The following is a 22,025-nucleotide window of genomic DNA, read 5'->3' on the forward strand; positions in this document are numbered from 1 at the left end:
ACAAAGCCCGGAAATATATGATTGTGAGTTCTTACCTTCTGAACTCCATTTAAGGTTTCATCATAGGTAGAGTTAGATTCACGACCCACATGATAAGTGACTCCGGCCATGGCCAACAGATCTCCTTCGTAAGTCGCATCGATGAACATTTTTCCTTTGTATACATTACCAGCTTCTGTTTCAATGGCTGTAATTCTATTATTCCTCTTCGTAACCCCTCTTTCACCAAGAATAAGACGGTCATCCAGAACTACTGACACACCGGCCTCATTCAACATTCCTTCGTAAATTTCTTTGGCAACCTTAGGTTCAAAGCCAAACATTCCTTCACTATTCGGTTGAAAAAGGGGAGTACGATCCATGTACTCCATTCTATTTTCATAAACCCAAGGTTGTTCGGATTTATAGTACTCTCGGATTTGGCTATAAAACTCCAATGACATTCCGCCAATGGTCCCCTCAATTCCAATATCTGTACGACCCAAACCTCCGGTTGTCAACCCTCCCAGGTGATTAGATGGCTCAATCAGAATAACCGATTTCCCCTTCCGTGCGGCTGATACCGCTGCGATTACACCACCGGACGTAGCGCCATATACAACAATATCAAATATATTACTATCTACAGCGCCCGTGCAGTTTATAAGATGTGAGGGTAGTAAAACTCCTCCGGCTAGTGCGAAAGATCCTTTAAGAAAATCACGTCTATTTACTGTCATATTTTAGTTATTTTTGTTCGAAATTTTCGTTAAAGGTTATGATCAGACTTTCGATTGCCTCATCGATTTAATTGGAAATACTTTTTTTACTCCATTCAATTTTTTCCTCAATTATTGCTTTTAAATAATTGTAAGTGTCTTTGTAACTCTCATCTCCAACTAAATTTATTTTTTCTTCACTATCGTTTTTTAAATGATACAATTCCTCAAATATCAACTCACCTGATTTATTCTCATCGTAAGTTTGAATCAATTTCCAATCTTTGGTTCGAACAGCATAATGAGGTTTTGACCCGTGTACCGGTACAGGTGCCTCATAAAAAATATATTCTCTCCACTTTTCACCCTCATCAGTTTCAAACCCCAACAAATGTTTAAAGCTTCTGCCATGCAGGTTGGGTGGCACTTCTATAGAGGCTAAATCCAAAGCCGTAGGCATCAAATCTATATTCAATATTAAATGATCAGATACTCCAGTCTGAACCTCAGGACCAGCTACAATAAGTGGAACCCTTATAGATTCTTCATAAGCTAAAACTTTACTTGTTAAGCCATGCTCCCCCATAAACCATCCATTATCACCCATCAAAAGTATATATGTATCTTCTGTAAGACCCATTTCTGTTAGTGCATCAAATAATTTACCTAATGCAGCATCCATATCTGTAGTTGCCGCATAATAACCTCTTATGTGATGTTTTAATGGATAGGCTTTTGAATAACCATAATACAATGCTCGCTGATGTGGCCTGTTTAATTGGATATATGGAGGTTTGCCAGAATAGTCAGCTGACCAATTATTCGGTATCTCCATACTTTCTATAGGGTATCTGGATAACGTTTTGCCTTTTGCAGGCCAGCTAAAATCTATATCCATATGAGGAGCCCATGTATTTAACCACATAAAAAATGGCTGTTCATTTGTTTTGGATTCCATTAGATACTCAATTGCATTATCTACAATTACATCCTCAACAAAACCTGAAGTTTCCAACTCTTTGCCATTTTTGACAACGGGTACATCCCAATATGGCGCTAAGCCTTGAAAATAAAATTCATACTCAAAACCCATTGATTTAGGTGAGTTAGAAACATGCCATTTCCCAAATACAGAAGTACTATAATCTTCCTCTAAAAAATATTGAGCTACAGTTTTGATATCTGGATTTATCGTATTCAAACTTTGACTCATTACGTCATTTCTACTACCATATTGACCCGTTAGAAATGCTGCTCGACTTGGTGTACAAATTGAAAGTGTTACAAAGGAATTTGGAAAATAATGTCCTGATTCTACCAATTTGTCTAAATTCGGTGTTTTAATGATGTCATTTCCCGATTTTCCTAACGCATCCCATCGATGATCATCTGTATATATAACAATAACATTTGGTCTTTTTTCCTCATCCGATTGCTGTGAAAAAAGCTTTACTTCATAGCCCCATAGTAATAATATTCCGAGGCTTGCCACGCCAGCTCTGAAATATTTACCTGTAAAAAAAAGTCTTGCAGCCTTATTCATGAAGATTTTGCAATAATGATTCAAAAGACATCAATTTTTCTAACTCATCACCCTCAATTTCTTCTTTTTCCTTAATAACTGCGTCTACTGGATAGGGCTGTACTTTTTTAAACTCGCCTTGATTTGTAACAATCCATTCTTTTGTCCGAAGATATCTTCCTTCTGCTGTTTGTATATGAACCCACTCTTTTGGCTCATAGGAATCGACATCACCAGTTAAAAGTTTAGCAAAACTTCTACCGTCAATATGTTCTTTTGGAAGAGGTGCATTAGCTAGTTCAGAAAAAGTTGGCAAAAAATCTGCGGCCTCGATCAAATGATCATTTTTACTATTTGGAGGAACCTTGCCAGGCCATCTTATCAATAATGGAACATGACTACCTCTATCAGTTAGCGTACCCTTTCCACCATAAATAACCTGGTCATTTATAAATGAATAAAGATGTTGATCAGTGCCATTATCAGTTAAAAATATTACAATTGTGTTCTCGGCAATATCTAATCTATCTAAAGTTTCAAGCAGGCGACCTACATTGTAATCTAAGCGCTTTACCATATCGGGGTAAAACTTTGGTATACCATAATTAATACCTCGCGAAAATCCGGTTGACAAATTTTTATCTTTACTGTCAGGGGTCGGTACCCAAGGGAAATGAGGTAACATCGCTGTATAATATGCCATAAATGGCTTACCATCCTGATGGCTTTCTTCTATAAAACCAGACAAAAATTCGACCAATACATCTGGCCCGTATTTATCTGCAATTTCATTGTCTAGTATTGCACCATCATTTCTGTAGTATGGGTTATGATATCGCGTAGTACGTTCATTTTCTTCACTAATAATTTGCCACAGCATGTACGTATCAAAACCAAAATCATTAAGCCAGTCCTGCTGTGCTAAAAATGATAATTGCCATTTTCCGGCTATTGCAGTTCTATATCCAACACTTTTTAACTGTCTGGCAAAACTTGGTTCAGATTTATCAAGAACATCATTTTTGTGTCTGTCATAATTGGATATTGGAAAGAGAGTATTTGTTCTGAAGGGATAGCGTCCTGTTAATAACTCAGACCGGGTTGGGGTACAGTATGGATTGACAAACATATTAGTAAACATCATCCCTTCATCAGCGAGCCTGTCAATATTTGGTGTTTTTATTATAGTTCCACCATAAGCACTTACACCTTCCTGGCCGAGATCATCTGCAAGAATGAAGAGAATATTAGGACTATCTTGATTTGGAGAATCAGAGGTATAACCATAAATCTCTGAGCCCTTGGAAAAGAAAAACAATCCTAAAAAAGTTATAAAAACAACTCTTATTAGTTGTATATCAACTAAAGTTTTTGGCATGATGCATTTTATTATTAAGTGTCATAAATAATATTCTGGTATAACACAACAGATAGGTAGGTAGCTAATATTTTCTCTAAGATTAATGAGGGTATGACTTTTCTATTCACACCCTCAATAATCAATAATATTACCAACCTGGATTTTGGTCGCTTGGCGACAATGCACCATTATTTTCAATTTCCTCAGCAGGTATTGGCCATTTCAGATTTTTCTCAGCAATTGGTTTTCCAAATCCTTGGATTATCTCCAAAGCTGTATCTGTTCTGAGTAAATCGAACCATCTTTTACGTTCCATGATGAATTCTTTTCCTCTTTCTAAGATTACTGCATCTCTGAATGCCTGAGCTGAAAGACCCATTGGTAGATCAACATCCGGATTAGAACTATTTAGATCCACACCATATGCCCTCCTTCTAATCATGTTTACAGCTTCGTACGCTTCTGAATTTGGCCCATTATTCGCCTGGCTAATGGATTCCGCATATATAAATAGTACTTCTGCATATCTCATGATAGGCATATCAACTCCTTGATCACCAGGACTTCCTCTGAATTTACTAAAAAGCATATTAATCGTAGGATCCAAATATTGTGTCTCATCCCCACTATACAAGAAAGCATTACGTCTTAGATCTGGTGAATCTTCTGTGGCCCATTCTCCTTGTCCTATAAACGATTGCAATTCGCCCCACCATGCAAATACTCCACCACTCGAATATCCAGCAGCAGGTTTATGCATCCACCCCAACCATCCAGCAGGGATGTCAACTGTATATTGAATAGAAAATATTTCTCCTGAATGCGTTGTTACGCTTGGCCCAAACATCAAATCATGAAAATCTTCTGATGAACTAACTTCGACTAAAGAAAATTCTCCAGAATCAATAATTTCTTTTGCTTTTGATGCTGAATCATTCCACCTCTCTAATGTTAAATAAACATCAGCTAATAATGTTTTTGCTGCCCATCTTGTAGCTCTACCCTGGTTTGATTGATCATATGATGCTGGAAGATTGTTTTCAGCAAACTCTAAATCTTCAATAACCAAACTGTAAACTTCATCCTCTGATGCACGCGGTAAATCTACATTTGCGCCTTCCGTGGGTTCAGTTCTCAAAGGAACACCGCCAAAAAGTCTGACTAAATTATAATATCCGAGTGCTCGAAGAAATCTTGCTTCTCCTAATAACTGATTTTTGAAGTTGGGATCCATATCAATCTCTGGCACTCCTGTTATAACTCCATTTGCACGATTGATACTTTCATAAATTGCCCCGTACATGCTACCAATTCGACCAATGTTTTGTGCATTAAGCTGGTATTGCCCAACCGGTGCTTGACTACCACGACCATTCACATAATCTGCATGCATTTCAACCATTGCAGTAAACCATCTATCGTAATAGCTGAAATCTCTAAGTGAATTATAAATGCCCTTCGTGGCTGACTCAGCTCCAGCTCTATCACTAAATACTGCACTTTGGGATAGAAAAGTTTCCGGTTCCTCATTTAATATTGAGTCGCATCCACTGAACATCATAACAGATACAACAATTAGAAAAACCTTCGTTATCTGTTCTTTAATTAAATTTTTCACGATATCTCCTATATCTAGCGTTGAATTAATTTTTTTTAGTGTCATAATTCTGTAATCGGTTTTTCATTAAAAGCCAATATTAACACCAAATGTGATTGATCTATTATTAGGATAGGAACCTCGATCTACTCCTATTCTTAAATCATTACTACTGTATGAATTAACATCAGGTGTAAACCATGTATAGTCAGTAATCGTAAATAAATTTTGACCACTCATATACACTGTTGCTGATCGCATTGGTAAGTTTATGCTAGTGACTGGAATTGAATATGCAAGTCTTACATTTTTTAAACGGAAGAAAGAACCGTCCTCTACAAAAAAGCTTGATGGATTTGCATTTAGATTGCTCGTTGCTTTAGGAAATGGGGCATTTGGATCAGGATTTTCTTGTGTCCACCGATTGACTACACCCTTAATACTGTTATAGCCACGATGCATTGACACCCCTCCTCTTTCTTTATTTGAATTGTATACTTCCTTACCAACTTCACCCTGCAATAATGTATTCAACGAAAATCCTTTATAATTAAAATTCATTGAGATACCGTAAGAAAAATCTGGATATGGGCTTCCAATGATAACCCTGTCATCGTTATTGATTTGGCCATCACCATTTTGATCTACATAATTAAACAAACCATCTTCTGTTAGTCCATCCTGTTTTAACCCAAAAAAGGCCCCAAGTGGTTCACCTTCCCTAATTATATTTGCAGGACCTTGAATATTAACATCTGGTGCAATTATATCTGCACCACGCGCTAGTTCTTGAACCTCATTTTTATTAGTTGAAATATTTGCACTTACATTCCAGCTAAATTCACGCCGTAGAATATCTGCACCAACTTGTAATTCAAATCCTTTATTCACTACAGATCCTACATTTTGCAAGATTGAAGAAAACCCAGAGCTTGGTGGAAGATTTACAAGAGCTAACAGATCTGATGTATTTTTATAGTAATAATCCGCATTAACTCGAATTCTTTGATTCCAAGCTTCAAAATCAATACCTGCATCAATCTGCTCAGTTTTTTCCCACTTCAAATTTGGATTTGCAAGGTTTGCTGGTGCGAATCCAACGGAAGAATTTTGACCTAATACTATTTGCTGAGGCACCATTCTTTGTAAAGACTGAAATGGACTAATTGCTTGATTACCAGATACCCCCCAACTAAGCCGTAATTTTAAATTGTCCACTTGGTTTACATTTTCCATAAAACTTTCTTCGGATATTCTCCAAGCAAAAGCTCCAGATGGAAATGTTCCATATTTATTACCTTCGCCGAACCTTGATGAGCCATCAACTCTACCAGTTACTGTAAATAAATAACGATCCTTCCAAGTGTAATTTAATCTTCCTAACCATGATATTAAGGTCCATTCACTCGATCCATTATTGGGTGATGTAAAATTTTCACCAGCACTTAGATTGTTGTTAAATAGTGCATCAGTGACAAAATTACTGGCCGAGACATTTACAAACTCACTCTCTTCCTTTTGCCATGTAAAACCTGCTGTAGCATCAATACGGTGATTAGAACTAAGACTTTGCGCGTAGTTGACGGTATTTTCACTCAGAAATGTAGTAGTCGAATTCCTGACTTCAGAACCCTGACCAGCTGGCAATCCTGCTTGTAGAACTCTTGATGTATAAAGATCAATTTTATTGCTAGCATTATCGATTCCACCCATCACTCTAACTGACAAACCTTCCATCAATTCATAACGAGCCGCTAAATTTCCAAGCACCCTATCTGATGACAATTCATTCAATTGTTCAAGTGCTAAACCTACTGGATTATCTCCAGAACCTGGACTAAATGGATATTGTTTAAGTACTGTTCCAGGCGTAATATTACCTTCTTCATCATAGGGTGTTTGTATAGGTGGGGCCATAAAAGTATTTAGAATAATATTACTTCCATCACCGCCCTCTTCCGTATTTATCCTACTACTTTTTGTTCTAGAAACATAAAGTGTTGGTGTAACCCTAAAGTTATCCGTAACATCTTGGGTCAGATTTACTCTAAAAGCTCCTCTTCTGAAATCTGAACCTATTATCACACCTTCTTCATCAGTAAAATTTGTAGATACTGCATATCTCGTATTCTCATCTCCTCCAGAAGTACTCAATGAATAATTTTGTTTATAAGCAGTTCGAAAAATTTCATCCATCCAGTCAACATCAGTTCCTGTAACTGCACTTGGGTTTGGAAACGGTTCGTTCACTCCATCATTTCTTGCTCGATCATTAGCAATTTCTACAAATTCTTCAGCATTTAAGAGCTCAAGCTTATTTTCAACCTCTGAAATAGTAAAAGAGGTTTCAAAATCAACTCTTTGTTCACCAGCAGTCCCTTGTTTTGTAGTAATTAGTATAACTCCATTACTTCCCCTTGCACCATAAATTGCTGTAGCTGATGCATCTTTTAGAACATCAATTGACTCGATATCTTGTGGGTTTATTGCCGATAATTCATTTGTATTTCCTTGACTACCACTTATTATGGGTACACCATCTATAACATATAGTGGATCACTTCCCCCGAGTACAGAATTTTGCCCTCTAATCCTTACTCTGGTTCTCCCTCCCGGAGCTCCATTACTTTGAACTACTCTAACTCCAGCAATTTTACCCTGCATAGCAGTATCAAAAGATGTAGTTGCTTGGTTATTAAGCTCTTCAGTACTAATTGAGCTAACAGACCCTGTTAAATCTTGACGACGCTGTGTACCGTAACCAATTACTACAATATCTTCTAGCAATTGTACATCAGATGACAATTCAACATCAATTTCAGTACGCCCATCAATTTGCACTTCTGTTCTTTGATATCCTATGTAGCTAAAAACTAGTGTATTTAATTCATCCGGTACCTGAACTTCATATTCTCCATCCATATTAGTAGTAGTTCCTATTGTAGAACCAGTTGATTCCTCAGCATTTGCTACAATTACATTAACACCTGGTAAAACCTCTCCTGTTTCAGCATCTGTAACTCTACCGCTTATGTTCTGTATGAATATTTCATCGGCTTCGAATTGCTCTTTTTCCCGAATCACAATTACATCTTTACTTGGTGGCAGAATAGGCTCTAAATTTGTATCCTCAAGCAACTTATAGATCACTTCGTGTGGCGGAACATTTGACAGACTAAAGGTTACTTTTTTATCTGGAATCACATCCGGATTAAATGAAAATCCCACATTAATCTCCTTAGCGAGTAGTTCCAAGGCTTCCTGAAGAGTTACATTCGTAAATTGTATCGAGAGCAGATTGCTATCAGAGTTTTCCTGCGATGAAACCATTTGGGCAAAGGTTTTTTCATTCACCGGATAGTTACTACTCTGTGCTTCTGCGGAATAATTCCCCGTTAGAAAAACTGTAATTCCCATTAAAAGTATTACAAGGGATCTTTGTAACCGCTTCCATCCATCTTTGTAATGTTGTGCATTCATATAAGTAGAGGTTTTCATGGTTATGATTTGTAGTAAAAAAGTTATTTATCCATCATTCTCAGATCAGGCTGTTGCCAAACAACATTTCCTGCATCTTTTACAAATTCGAGATCGAGAGAAAGGGCAATCACAGATAAGGTTTTGTCCAATGATTCATTAGAAAAGTTGGCCGTTAATAATAATTCTTGAATCGCTGGATCTGCAAAACTGCATTCAGTACCGTAAATACGGTTCAACTGCGTACAAACTTGCTGCAGCGTTAAGTCCTCAAACTCAAAACGTCCACTCTTCCAGGCCAGGTAGTTCTCAACGGCAAGATCATCCACTAATATCGTTCGCTTTTGGATATCCATGTATCCGTATTGGCCTTTTGAAAGTGTAACAGAAAGGGTTTCACCCTGGGATGTGGTATTTACGTTTTTAAACGCAACCTTACCCTCCACAACAGCAACCTGGACATTGGATTGATCAGGGAGAGATTTTACATTAAATGACGTACCTAAAACTTCAACATCCGATTCGTTTGCATGTATAATAAATGGCTGATCCGGGTTATGTGCGACATCAAAGAAAGCCTCTCCTTTCAGCTCGATCTGCCGTGTTCCCTGCATGAAATCTTTTGAAATAATTACTTCAGAATTTTTATTTAACCGAATAACTGAACCATCCGACAAGGTTATTTCCCTATTTTCTTCATTATTCGTTTGGAAATGAATAGGCTCTCTTTCTGCAACCTGCTCTTCTGGTCCGGAGTAATTCATTACGAAGAAAACAGATGTAATCAGAATAACCAGGATGGCTGCGGCAGCTTTTAATGCATGTCCAACCCAATCCGGTTTATGAATGATCACCTTCTTTCGTTTCGGCCCGATTTCATCTTGAATGGATTGATACAGTTTGTCAGAATTCAACTCAGGAACCATTTCCCTAAGTTCATTTCTATCCATCAGGTCGTAATCGATATTTAACCTCTTTTGCAGGTACCCCTTCCCCTCGGGAGTCTCGAACCAATCTAACACACGCTCGGTTTCATCCGGCGTGGTTTGATTGACGAAAAATTTTTCAACGAGTTTTTGATTCATTATGTAGTTAATTCCGTAGTGTTTTTGTCATGACGTCTACTATAACTACACAAGAGATGGGCAAAAGTATTAGACTGATTTTGATTTTTTTTAAAAACTCCCTTGTTCTTTGCTCTTGTACTCACTTATACCACGGAATTCTTCGCTAATATTTAAACAAGACTTATCTAGATTGGGGTAATCACTTTTTTAGAGCGAAAAAAGTGACGAATCCCGAAGTATCGGGACCCGCTATTCCCGGCATCATATTCAATATTTCTTTGTCCATATCATCAGATCTAAGGATGTATCCCTTCGGCCTCGAAACAATTGGCGGATCAAGGAAACCTGAAGATCTGCGGAGACCTTTTATCACACCGGCTCTTACCTTTATTAACAGACCTTAAACGTGGTGGACCATTGATAAAAGGTAGCAGAGATTCAGTGACCACCGTCAATTGTTTCGCAGACGAGAGGTTTTGGGTACTTTTGACGGTCCAAAAGTACCAGGGCTAAAAGTTACTTTCGTTGAATTATGACATTGCTTCTCAACGTTTATTTTAAACTTTTTCTCTCTAAGTGGTCGTACCTTTTTTATGTGAAAAAAGGTACCCAAAAAGCACATCGGGAATAGAGATAGCCAAACTTTGTCATTTCAATAGGATTACGAAATTTCAGTATTTACTTACCTCTCGTTAGTCTTTCCCGCTATTCCCGCGGTCTCCTAAACACATTCAAGTGCAAACATAATTAGGTTTCGATAACCTAATCCTCCTGCCTTGAAAAACATTGGATTGGATATAAAGATCTGACAGGCAATTCAGCGTACATTGGGTCAAAAAATAACGATCAATCCAAAAACAATCAGCAGTCCCAAAATACCTGCATGATTCTTCAGGTACTCTCTCATAAATTTTGAACTGTTGTAGAAGTGAGTCTTTACCGTTCGAATATTGATATTGAGTAGTTTCGCAACTTCGGAGTTGGAGTGGCCTTGCAGAGTTCTCAACTCAAAAACTTCTCTCTTTCTGTCAGATAACTCTTTCATCCCTTGTTTTACAATTTCATGGTACTCTTTATAGATCAAGTCATCTTCTGTCAAATTCTGTCGGGGAAGATTTTTTTCTTCTATCCCGGACATGGATACGATTTCATCTTTTCGGTCCCGAATCATGTTCAGCAGATGGTTTCGGAGCATCGTGAACAGAAATCCTTTCATCGATCTGTTCTCGTCAATTCTGTCTCTTTTGTTCCACAGTTTTACAAATATATCCTGAACAGCATCTTTGGAAAGGTCCGCACTCTTTACATACTTCTTTGCAATGTAAAACATCTGAACATGGTAACGATCGTACATTTCCCGGAAAGCATTCTCATTACCAGCCCTTATTTTTCTCGCTAACTCCGTATCGTTCAAGTCATGCATTGTAGCTTTTTCAAAGGTAGATTTCGAGCTATCGACTCACGCCTATTTTAAATAATACGGTATTCCTCTAAATAGCAAATGGAAAATTTCTGTGCCAAACTCTCCTCATTTTTTCAACCAATATCTAAACAAAATCAATTGTTTACGCTTCATTGTTTTATATCGGAAAAATAATTACTGCCCTTAATAATTTTCTGGAGATTAATTTAAATTTGTTCCAACGATTGCTGAACTACATCTTCAGGTAATATTAATTTCTCCATAAATCTGAAAGGGTCGACCCCGGATTTACTCACTAGAAGCTTCGAAACACAGTAGGCCAGGAAAGGTAAAATCTTTTACCAGCCTAAATCCATAAATTACAAGTAGTTTAACAACCATTGATAAGCTCTGAGTTCGGCAATGGGTGGAACACTATGACCTTGATGATGATTTAGTAATCCTAATCTTTTCGGATCACCATATAGGGAATAAACCTTCATTACCTCTTGGATATACGGACAACTTCTTTCGCCATCAGCAGAATCTCCGCCGATCAACAGGAAAGGATTAGGGGCTGCCAGTGCGAGTACTTCATGATGTTTGTGACCAAAATTGTGTATTTGCTGACCCAGATACCAGGAATCATCCCAGTTCGAAAAATCGATTCCAACTCCACCTTCACTGCTCACAGTTGCTTTGATCCTCTTATCGAAAGCAGCCAGGTACAATACCTCTTTACCTCCAAGGGAATGGCCAATTGCTCCCAGCCGATTTTTATCAACAAAAGGAAGACTTTCCAACAGATCCACCCCCCTGGAAGCGTCAAATAGCATTTTAGCCATCCCTGTAGAACCGGGATATCTTTTTAAAAATCGTTGGCTTTGCTCTTCCCAGCTACGATCTCCCTTATCCTGCCATAAGAAATTTTCCGGGCTGAATGTCACAAATCCCATCTGTGCCAATTTCAAACCAAAAGCTTTTTCCGGCTCACCCTTTACTCCGGCCGGCTGGAGAATAGTATCATCTGTCGTAGTATGGAGGGTCAAAACCCCAGGACGGGGTTTTTTAATATGTCTTGGCATGATTAAATAACCCCTTACTTTCATACCCGGTTCACCTTCGTACTCCACCAGTTGCCGTACCACACCCGGCGGTTTATCTTCTTCCAGAACCGTTAATTTGGGTAGATTTGGGTTCGGCTCCAATGGACCGAGAAAATCCAACCACCGCTGTCGGATTATTTGTCGCTGATTCTGCCATTCTTCCAGCGATGTAATATCATTACACAGTTCATCTTTTAAAACAGAAGGTAAATGGATGACCTGCTCCTGAGGAGCATCGCACTGTTGAACTTCCTCAAGCCAGGGGACTTCTTCACGTAATAGATGTGCATTTTTCTCTTCCCTATTTTTAGAAATGTGATAACCACTCAAAGAAAAAGCTGAAGATAAATAAAGAAAATCTCGCCGGTTCATATTGAAAAATTAAAGGTTTTGGTTTTTCATGATTCATTTCGGATTTAATCACTGCAATGTAATACGTTCTTTAACACAAAAAATAGATATCGTATTACATCTAATTAATTATCCGGCCAGGTTGGTAACGGTGCATTCGTTTCCTTAAGCCAGTTCTCCAATTTTTCTTTTAACTGAATTGTTTGATCCGGCATCTGCTCCGTTAGATTGTTTTGTTCGCCCAGATCACCTTGCAGATTGTATAGCTCTACATGATCGGTTTCGTAAAATTTCAGGAGCTTCCACGGACCAGAACGAATTGCACTCACAGGACCGGTTCTCCAGCGGGAGTTTGGATATCCCGGAAAGTGCCAGTACAGGGCTTCACGATCCAGAGAAACCCCGGGGTTTTCAAACAGAGAAGTTAAGCTAACTCCATCCAATGGATAGTCTTCGGGTTCTTCCAGTCCTGCCATTTCAAGATAGGTAGGGTACAGATCAAGGCCAATTACCGGCTCATCGGTTGTTATACCGGGTTTTATCTTACCCGGCCAGCGAATAATCAGAGGAGTACGAATTCCCCCCTCGTAATACGTTGTTTTTCCTCCTCTGTAAGGACGATTATCCGTCACACCGGATACGGTGATATTATCTGATTCCGGCCTATCCTTAATATATTCGTATCCCCCGATTCCCCCGTTATCAGACATAAAAATTATAACCGTATTATCCGCGATTTCGAGTTCTTCAAGCGTATCCATAATCTTGCCGATATTCGTATCAAAGCTTTCGATCATAGCCGCATAAGTGGCATTATAATGACCACCATCCTTTGCTTTTTGATTATATTTTTCAATAACATTCTCTGGTGCCTGAAGCGGCCAGTGGGGTGTATAAAAAGAGAGGTTCAAATAAAATGGACCTTCCCGGTTATCAATGATATAATCGATAGCTTTTCGTGTAAGGTAGTCCGTCAGATATTCTCCCTCTTTGGCATCATTGATTTGCGGATTGTTGTTGGGCTCAAAATAACCGCCGTCCCATCTGCTGGGATTGCCGTGACCGCTTCCGCCAACATTAACCTGGTAGCCCTGCTGTTGGGGTCCAAATTGCGGGGGACTGCCTACGTGCCATTTACCGACGAATGCCGTTGAATAACCCGCCTGCTGTAACATCTCTGCATCGGTTATTTTTTCAAGAGGAAGCTCATCCGCATTTTCTGCAGAGGTCATTTCCCCCGGTTCCACTCTGCCGGCACCGGGCCGTCCAACATGATATATCGGCTGGTTCGGAAAATATTGACCGCTGATCATGGCTGCTCTGGTTGGGGCGCAATTTGCGGCATTCGTATAGGCCTGCATAAATCTCATCCCTTCTTTCGCCAGCTTGTCAATATTGGGAGTTTCGTAAAAAGATCGCTCCAGTGGATCAAATGAATTGACATCGGAAATGCCTAAATCATCAGCCAAAATGAAGATAATATTTGGCTTTTCATGTGTTGTAGCTTTAGCATCTAACTCCATCAATCCTGAACAAAAAAGAAAAAGATGCATGGTGCATAAAATTCGAACACAAGTCATATTACCGTTCCAATCATTTCTATTATTATCTAAATTATATTCTTTAGAGTTGCTATTTCCTATTAATCAATCTGTCTTTAAGGTTACTCCGCTCATCACATCTTCCTCCCAATTTTCAATTGCCGACGTTAGACGATTTACTCTTTCAGGATATTGACCTGACAAATCCCTTTCTTCTGAAATGTCCTCCTCTAAATTAAACAACAGAGTATCTGACTCTGATATCATCAGCTTCCAATCACCGCTCCGAACTGCTTTTTGACCACGATATCTCCAAAATAGATTGCGTTCAGGCAAATCATCTCCATTGAATAAAAGAGGCGAAAGATTTATCCCGTCCAGGTGCAGTGTATCCGGTTTTTCAGCTCTTGCCAATCCAAGAAATGTAGGCAGAAAATCCATTGCGATTACCGGTTGATTGGTCTCCCCCGGCTCAATATTATCGGGCCACCAGGCAATTCCCGGAACCCGAATTCCTCCTTCCCAAAGAGTTGTTTTACTTCCTCTCAGTGGTTCGTTACTTCCGTATTCAGCTAATCCACCGTTATCGGAAATAAATAGTACGAGCGTTTTCTCTTTTATCCCGACCTCCTCAACTTTCTCAATAATTCTGCCCACGCTTTCGTCTAAAGCAGTCATCATGTCGGCATAGGCCCTGTGGCGGTCTTCAACCGGTCCGTAATAAGTAAACTCATTATCAGAAAACCTGTAAGCCGGATCGCTGCGTCCCTGGAATGGAACATGAGGGGCCTCGTGAGGAACATATAAAAAGAATGGTTGATCCTGATTTTCTTCTATAAAATCGATGGAATGCTCTGTTATAAGATCTGTTGTATATCCCTCCTCACGTAATGTATCGGCATTATGCCACCAGTCAAAAATACCTGAATTATCGTAATGAGAGTGATAATCGATATTCCCGCTGACAAATCCGTAAAATTGATCAAATCCCTGGTGAACCGGATTAAACTCCTCTCGATAACCTAAATGCCATTTCCCCATGATACCAGTTCGATATCCGGCTTTTTTGAGCAGTTCCGCTATTGTAATTTCTTTTTGAGCCAAACCCGTCTGACGTGTCTCTCCCCGGACATAGATCACTCCCTCAAGCCCGCTCCGCTGTTGATACCGACCTGTTAAAAGTGCTGCTCGAGTTGGTGTGCAAACAGCTGAATTGGCGTAAAAGCTCGTAAATTTTAATCCCTCTTCAGCAAGCTGGTCAATATTTGGTGTTTCGTAACCGGGATTACCAAAACTACTTACGCCTCCATATCCCAAATCATCAGCCCCAATCAGGATGATGTTCGGCTGGATGTATTTGAAGTTATTTTGTTGGGTGCAGCCGGCGCCTATAAGCAATAGATTTACCAATAGTATCAATGAGAAATAGATCGATCTCCTTGCTGAGCGCTTCATTGTGTAAATTTCCCTTTTAAACTCCATCCTAAGTTCATTTGAATACAGATTCGATTCATACTACTAATTCATCTGCTATTGACTTCACTCGGTACGATTTATAGTAACCATTCCTCAAATTATAGAAGAATCAGCCGGCTTGGTGGAAACAGAATCTACATTGAACTGATCTGTTCATAACGAAGGTTCGGTTCATCCTCCGGCAACACTTCTTGCAATAATGCATAAGTCCACATCCCGGACAGCTTGATCTTACCTGCCCGGAACATTATGTATCGTCAGGTAAAGTGTATCCTTGTATTTATTTCCATCTCTTGACTCCAGGGCCAGCTGAATCCGCATCTGATCAACGGGCTGCAGATCCTCCTCAGAAATCTGAATCACAACAGTCTTGCCATCCCCAGACAGTTTAACGCCCTGAACGGTTACATGATCCTTACCGGTTTGCTCCGGGTTCTTGACCGACCACTCTTCCGAGCCATACCGCTCTTCCCAGTGATAATTCCACTGTTTGATCGTATAGTTACTGGTATTGGTTGCTACATCGGCTTTCAGCTTCTGGTTAAAAGTAATTGCAATACCACTATTGCGTACATTTACGGCATCCAACACAAACCCATCTCCGCCCGTGTATCGAATCCGGTCGAAGGAGCCGTATTGCCGGGCAAATGCATCATCCCAGCCTGTCACCCCCGCAAGGTAGTACTGACCGTCGACTGGATTGATGGCAGCCCTTTGTGTGCCGCTGTCAAACTGAAACGGCAAAGCTGAAACAGCCGCTTGCATGGTTCCGTCTACCCGGTCCATCAGCACTTGGTAGGCCCAGCCTTTCCCGAAGCTGGTCCAGACCAGGCGATCACCCAGCGGACCCCATTCTTTGGGCGTCCAGGCACCGTTACCCGGGGAGTTATCGAATTCCTGAGGCATCCAGATGATCGGCTCATCGAAGCTGAGCGGCAGTACTTCTCCACTTTTCGGATATTTGGCTTTGTCGGGCCGCATCTGGTATTCTTTCGAACCGGAATTGGTCACGTGAGATTTAATAGTTGGGATATACCCATAAAATCCGCCCTCTTCCACCAAGCTGATCTTGTTGGCCGGCATCCAATTGCCCTGGTTGTCGCTGACATAGATCCGATCTTGCGGGTCCACGGTGACCCCGTTAGGGGCACGGAAGCCGATGGCCACCGACTCTTGGGTCTTCCCATCCGAGCTTACCCGAATCAGGTTGCCGGGCTCGTCGTTGTTAGTGTACTGCCCCGCTTTGGCATACAGGAAGTTGCCCTGGCTGTCAGTCTCCAGCGAAAAGTTGTAGGCCTGTACAGGAACGTCGGAAACATCAGTATCCGCAAAAAATGATTCGTAGAAATCAGTCTCCCCGTTTCCGTTCAGGTCATTCAGCTTCATGATGCGATCTCGACAGATCACATAAATCTCACCCTCTTTAACTTTCACACCAAACGGATCATACAGACCCGTAGCGATTCGTTGCCACCTGATTTCGTCAAGATCATCATCAATACCCTTAACCATCCATACATCGCCGGCGTAGGTACTGATCACCGCCCGGCCATCGGGAAAAAAGTCGAAACCGGTTGGACGAATCCAGCTATTCCAAGGATTCTCAAACGGGAGGGTAATCTGGTCTACAGTGTATGGAAAATGCTCTTGTATGGTGACCAGGTTTTCAGGTGCATCCTGGTTGGCCTCTCCATAATGTACGGGATCGTAGTGCGGTCGGCCGGCGTTAAGCTGCCCCTTTGTGACAACTGTCTGGTTCCACACTCGCTGCCCCCCGTTCGTAAAGTTTTCAGGTTTGGTTATTGTTCTTCCTTGAACATCCAACAAATACCCTGCAAAGGCCAGGTATTGCATTTGACCCTGCCCGCTGTAGCGGTGGATCGTAATTGTTTGCTCTTGGTCAGAGGGTGCAATATAGAGCCCAAGTTGGTGGGGTTCATCAACGACCCATCGCATCCCCTCGGTATCACCCTGCACGCCGGCCGCAAAAAATTCATTTATGGAATTTCCCTCTCCCAAAGCGGTTACAACTAAACTTTCCTGCGGATCGCCCCAATTCTCCTCGCTGAGTCCCTCCGTGGCATTGGGATTATTCAGTGCAAACACGCCATCTTTGACGGTTTCTCTGTCCCGGTCGCCAAGTCCTCCAACCATGATTTTTCGCCAAGAATCGTCCGGGGCAATCGTCATCGTATGCTGTATGACCGGTACCCCGTCCAACATTTCAGCTGATGGCATCTCCAATACCTTGCGTCCCATAATGGAGTACGACAATACCACATTCTCCCCATGCTGGTAATGCCCATGGTATTCCAGCCACTTATTCGGGTAGGGCGTACGTTCAGAAACAAGGTTGTTCAGCTGGCCATACCGATCTTGATAGCTCCAGTGCATCCGTTCCATCCCGTTCATCTCCTGTCCATCTATCATCGGTTCACCTTCCCCGCGATAGAGCTGGTATTTGGTCTCACTCAGGTCAAGCTGTCCCTGCCATGCCGCTACAACAGACATGCGCTGGGGGTTATAACTCATGTAAACCTCATCGGCCAGTTCAAGAATCAAAGCAGCATTCGCACGATCATTCAAGGAAGAGTACAGTATATTTCCATAATCCCCCGGGTTCTCCGTAAAATAAAGCTGTCCGTATTCCTGGGAGCCGGACAGGGCCTCACTTTTAATCATCTGATCCAGCTGCTGAGCAGACATGGACGGCTCTGGCAGGCCTTCCAGGTACTCATCGGTAATGTCAAAATACATCTCGGGGTTTGATTCCTTCACGAGTTCTTCCCTGATATACTGTATAACGGCATACGTGTCTCCTGGTGACAACCACCGTTGAGCACCCATCTGACCGGCCCCGTTGGTGATGGTCTTCCACATGCTATAGGGATCCATTCCATACTTGAATTCATCGCTGTTAAAAGATCGGGCAGTCGGCAGATTTGAACCCCCGTCGGCTCCGTGGCACGCTGCACATACCTGGTCATAAAACTGCTTCCCCGTCCGGAGGGTCTCCTGGTTTAGACTGCTGATTACAGCAGCATGATCTATCAAAGCTCCTGTTTCCTTCGACAGGCGTGTACCTTCCATCGGTACTTCATCATCACCAAATATCATTTTGCCTTCCATCAAATCACCCGAAATGATGAGCTCTACGGCTATGGTGTCATAAAGCCTCTCTACTATAAATTTGAGCCGGCCATCCTCATAGGATACTTCTTCCAGCTTTCGCGTTACGGAACTGCTCTCCATATCAAATATACCACTGTATGATCCCGGGACACCGGAAATATTAATGGTACCGCTATCTTGCTCATCCCCAAATGAAATAGTGTACTCCCACTTCCCGGTAATTTCAGAAGAAGACTGAGCTTGTGCCGGCAACGGACACATTATTCCTACCAAGAGACTTAAAAAAAATACTTTTTTGATAAGCTCGATCATATCTAATTTCTATTAGCTGGTTTCATGGGATATCTGTTTTGTTCTGGAATGTATATTCAATTCACTATACTCTGTCATTATCTTTTAGACTACGGATACCTCAGTCTGATGCATTCTTATAAATCCAAATCAAAATAATTGCATCGATTCCGAGATAATAGGCAAATAAACTACATCATTTAGGTTCATGGGTACCACAGTATCTGGCCATCCTCCTGTAACTCTTCTCGCAACAATGAGTAGTCTACATCTTGCACAGCTTGATCTTCGATCAACGCCAAAACAGCAGCTGCAGCTGCACTATGTCCTAAAATCATAAATACCGGCTCCATTCGTATCGATCCAAATGCAATGTGTGATGCCGACAGGGCTACCGGAACCAATAGGTTCTGAATCTCTTCTCTTTTTGGGATGAGTGAGCCATATGAAATTTGGTAAGGCTGGTCGGGACTTACGCCAATATCTCCCTCATTTTGAACGTACCCTTCGGGTGTGATATATCGCTGAACATTATGTGAATCGAGTGTGTAGGATCCCATCCCAACAGGTTCCGGCACTTCACGATTTCCAAGTACTTCATGTTCTGTCATCACAACTTCTCCAATCATACGGCGTGCTTCACGAATATACAGTTGGTGCGGCCAGTTGCCATTATCTGTAAATTCATCTTTAGCTAATCCCCACCGTTTCACTTCATCTTGAATCTCTCGGGGTACACGCGGATCATTGGCCAGAAAGTACATCATCCCTTTTTGATAATCCTCGTGTTCCCGGATGATCTGTTCACGGCGTTCATAGGACGCTTCTGGGTAGTCGTAACTCATGCCGATATAATCGGTACTTACCGGCCCGTGGTTATTCGTATCCGTTTTGCGATTGGGAATTTCATCATACTTGGCAAAAAAATTGTTTCTTTCATGCCATCCGGATTCGAATAAACGAAGAAGCAATAAGTACTGAGAGGGTTCGTAATTATCCGGTTTTGGAAATGGGACTTTATTATCTGGATGATCGCTCAGGCACATTCGAAAACAGTAGGCCTGAACTCTGTGGTCACCGCTCCCCTTATCTCCCGGAGGGGCGACAGATACACCAGCAATAATTCCACTTGAGGGATCCCCGGGTGACACATAAGGATCTACATAAGGTCCATCAGGAGGAAAAAAATGACTATGATGGTACACGCCTGTCTGTACTCCATTCCATTCCTCATCGTAGGTATCATTGGACTCCCGGCCGACATGATAACTGACACCCGCAGCAGCCATTAAGTCCCCCTCATAGGTTGCATCGATAAACATCTCACCCCTAAAGATTTTACCACTCAGAGTTTCAAAGAAAACAATCCTTTCGTTTTCGGTACTAACTCCATCTTTTCGATTTAACCATTCATCCCTGAGAACCGTAATGCCCTCCTCTTCGATAAAATCTTCAAAAACCTTTTCTGCAATATGGGGCTCAAAGATCCACATTGTACCGAACTCTTCGTCTAAAGCTGTGGTCCCCTGTCCGCGATTTCCAAAATCCGATCGATCCTGCCAACGCCATGTCTCCTCTTGTTGATAGTATTCATACACCCTCTGATAAAACTCCCTGGAAAGACCGCCAATAACTTCTTTATTTCCAGTATCCGTGAAACCCAGTCCACCTGAAGAGAGACCTCCTAAATGGATATCAGGCGATACAACAATTACAGATTGACCCGACCTGGCTACTTTAACCGCTGCTGTTACAGCCGCCGACGTTCCCCCATAAATAATTATATCAGCATCATAGGCATCCGATGCCTCGCTACCCGGATTTGAACAGGCCATGAAAAAAGCAATGATAATGACAAATCCCACTGTAATTGTTCTCATGTTATGTCTTCCATTTACAATTAATGTTTTAAAGAATTCTGGAAAATTTATAATAACGCGTTTACCGGTTAAGATTTTAAGTAATAAAACCCTATAGTTATCTGAAATGAGTTTTTTTAGCTTTTGTCATTCTTCCCGACAGCGGTCGGGAAAAAGCACCCGAATCTTCGCCCCCCTCGCCGCGTCCCGAACCGTCGGGGAAGGGGGACTCAGGGGGATGATCAGCCTATAAAACTTACTTCATATAATAAATACGACTATAGCTTTGTAAATTAAGCTGGTAAATGCGTTAGAATACTAACCTTCCAGTGTCACCATACAACCATCTTCAATAACAGGTTCGCTGGGAAATCTTTGCCTTTGTTTGGGCGGTTCCTCATCAAAAGGAAATGGCGGATATCTACCTGTATCTACGTCCAATTTTTGTCCATCCCTGTTTAATTGATCTCGTAGTTTTTGGTAGTCCAAATCATGCAGGTCACTTCCCTCCTCTAAGGATTGAACTGCTGCTGTAGCCGCGGACTGCCCCAACATCATAAATACAGGTTCCATGCGGATTGAACCGAAAGCGATATGAGAAGAAGAGACGGCGCAACAAGCCAACAAGTTTTCACATTCCTGCTTTTTCGGCAGTAACGAACGGTAGGATATGGCATAAGGGCCGCGCGGTGACACCTCAATATTTCCCTCATTTTGAACGCATCCGTCATCGGTTATATACCGTTGAACATTGTGTGAATCCATTGAGTAAGATCCAAGCCCGATAGGATCATCAACGATACGTAAACGCCTGCAATCTTGCTCCGTCATTACATATTCACCGACCATTCGTCTTGCTTCCCGAACATAGATCTGTGTAGGCCAGCTCTCGTTTTCTGTAAACTCATCCGCTGCTAATCCCCATCTGCTCACTTCATTTCTTATATCCTCCGGTATTCTCGGGTGATTCGCCAGCGTCCACATCAATCCCCGCTGGTAGTGCTGTTGCTCCTGCAAAATTCGTTCGCGAGTCGCATAATCCCCATCCGGGTATTCATAGTTCACATTGATGTGATTTGTAGAAAAGCCCCAGCGATTGTTGGTATCTGTTTTTCGATTGGGCATTGCTCCCGGCAGCCATGGGAT

The 22,025-nt window shown here is 41.4% G+C and carries 13 protein-coding genes; all 13 read right to left on the bottom strand.

Translation table 11 applies throughout. The features are described from left to right. On the bottom strand, positions 1 to 719 hold a 719-nt coding region (locus L6773_RS20230; protein WP_237856448.1), incomplete at its 3' end, for an FAD-dependent oxidoreductase. A 67-nt stretch (positions 720 to 786) separates the two neighbouring features. Further along, positions 787 to 2,241, bottom strand: a complete 1,455-nt coding sequence (locus L6773_RS20235) for a sulfatase-like hydrolase/transferase (protein ID WP_237856449.1) — start codon at positions 2,239 to 2,241, stop codon at positions 787 to 789. After that, a complete protein-coding gene (locus tag L6773_RS20240) occupies positions 2,234 to 3,598 on the bottom strand; it encodes a sulfatase-like hydrolase/transferase (RefSeq protein ID WP_237856450.1) in 1,365 nt (454 codons plus the stop codon). The genes L6773_RS20235 and L6773_RS20240 overlap by 8 nt, the downstream gene beginning before the upstream one ends. Positions 3,599 to 3,728: 130 nt before the next feature. Then, the gene (locus L6773_RS20245; protein WP_237856451.1) at positions 3,729 to 5,243 is read right to left on the bottom strand and encodes a RagB/SusD family nutrient uptake outer membrane protein; all 1,515 of its coding nucleotides are present in this window, start codon (positions 5,241 to 5,243) and stop codon (positions 3,729 to 3,731) included. Positions 5,244 to 5,264: 21 nt separating this feature from the next. After that, entirely contained in the window at positions 5,265 to 8,675 is a 3,411-nt protein-coding gene (locus L6773_RS20250; protein ID WP_237856452.1) for a SusC/RagA family TonB-linked outer membrane protein, read from the bottom strand. A 23-nt stretch (positions 8,676 to 8,698) separates the two neighbouring features. Then, positions 8,699 to 9,739 (bottom strand): FecR family protein, encoded by a 1,041-nt coding sequence (locus tag L6773_RS20255; protein WP_237856454.1) that lies wholly within the window; start codon positions 9,737 to 9,739, stop codon positions 8,699 to 8,701. Between the two features lie 814 nt (positions 9,740 to 10,553). Beyond that, on the bottom strand, positions 10,554 to 11,144 hold the full coding sequence (locus tag L6773_RS20260) for an RNA polymerase sigma factor (RefSeq protein WP_237856455.1): 591 nt from the start codon (positions 11,142 to 11,144) through the stop codon (positions 10,554 to 10,556). Between the two features lie 359 nt (positions 11,145 to 11,503). Beyond that, positions 11,504 to 12,601, bottom strand: coding sequence for a glucuronyl esterase domain-containing protein (locus L6773_RS20265; RefSeq protein WP_237856456.1), 1,098 nt, complete (start codon positions 12,599 to 12,601; stop codon positions 11,504 to 11,506). A gap of 104 nt (positions 12,602 to 12,705) precedes the next feature. After that, complete coding sequence (locus L6773_RS20270; RefSeq protein WP_237856457.1) at positions 12,706 to 14,133, bottom strand: sulfatase; 1,428 nt, start codon at positions 14,131 to 14,133, stop codon at positions 12,706 to 12,708. Positions 14,134 to 14,226: 93 nt separating this feature from the next. Beyond that, positions 14,227 to 15,576, bottom strand: coding sequence for a sulfatase (locus tag L6773_RS20275; RefSeq protein WP_237856458.1), 1,350 nt, complete (start codon positions 15,574 to 15,576; stop codon positions 14,227 to 14,229). A gap of 252 nt (positions 15,577 to 15,828) precedes the next feature. Further along, a complete protein-coding gene (locus tag L6773_RS20280) occupies positions 15,829 to 19,041 on the bottom strand; it encodes a DUF6797 domain-containing protein (RefSeq protein WP_237856459.1) in 3,213 nt (1,070 codons plus the stop codon). 185 nt (positions 19,042 to 19,226) lie between these two features. Further along, on the bottom strand, positions 19,227 to 20,900 hold the full coding sequence (locus tag L6773_RS20285; RefSeq protein ID WP_237856460.1) for an FAD-dependent oxidoreductase: 1,674 nt from the start codon (positions 20,898 to 20,900) through the stop codon (positions 19,227 to 19,229). Positions 20,901 to 21,197: 297 nt separating this feature from the next. Next, positions 21,198 to 22,025 (bottom strand): FAD-dependent oxidoreductase (locus tag L6773_RS20290; RefSeq protein ID WP_237856462.1); only part of this gene is annotated, 828 nt, incomplete at its 5' end.

Source organism: Rhodohalobacter sulfatireducens (genome assembly GCF_022012475.1).
GTDB lineage: Bacteria > Bacteroidota > Rhodothermia > Balneolales > Balneolaceae > Rhodohalobacter > Rhodohalobacter sulfatireducens.

Excerpts from the sequence above, each read along its gene's own strand:
- L6773_RS20235 (WP_237856449.1), bottom strand. The coding sequence starts at position 2,241 with ATGAATAAGGCTGCAAGACTTTTTTTTACAGGTAAATATTTCAGAGCT.
- L6773_RS20240 (WP_237856450.1), bottom strand. The coding sequence starts at position 3,598 with ATGCCAAAAACTTTAGTTGATATACAACTAATAAGAGTTGTTTTTATA.
- L6773_RS20245 (WP_237856451.1), bottom strand. The coding sequence starts at position 5,243 with ATGACACTAAAAAAAATTAATTCAACGCTAGATATAGGAGATATCGTG.
- L6773_RS20250 (WP_237856452.1), bottom strand. The coding sequence starts at position 8,675 with ATGAAAACCTCTACTTATATGAATGCACAACATTACAAAGATGGATGG.
- L6773_RS20255 (WP_237856454.1), bottom strand. The coding sequence starts at position 9,739 with ATGAATCAAAAACTCGTTGAAAAATTTTTCGTCAATCAAACCACGCCG.
- L6773_RS20260 (WP_237856455.1), bottom strand. The coding sequence starts at position 11,144 with ATGCATGACTTGAACGATACGGAGTTAGCGAGAAAAATAAGGGCTGGT.
- L6773_RS20265 (WP_237856456.1), bottom strand. The coding sequence starts at position 12,601 with ATGAACCGGCGAGATTTTCTTTATTTATCTTCAGCTTTTTCTTTGAGT.
- L6773_RS20270 (WP_237856457.1), bottom strand. The coding sequence starts at position 14,133 with ATGCATCTTTTTCTTTTTTGTTCAGGATTGATGGAGTTAGATGCTAAA.
- L6773_RS20275 (WP_237856458.1), bottom strand. The coding sequence starts at position 15,576 with ATGAAGCGCTCAGCAAGGAGATCGATCTATTTCTCATTGATACTATTG.
- L6773_RS20280 (WP_237856459.1), bottom strand. The coding sequence starts at position 19,041 with ATGATCGAGCTTATCAAAAAAGTATTTTTTTTAAGTCTCTTGGTAGGA.
- L6773_RS20285 (WP_237856460.1), bottom strand. The coding sequence starts at position 20,900 with ATGAGAACAATTACAGTGGGATTTGTCATTATCATTGCTTTTTTCATG.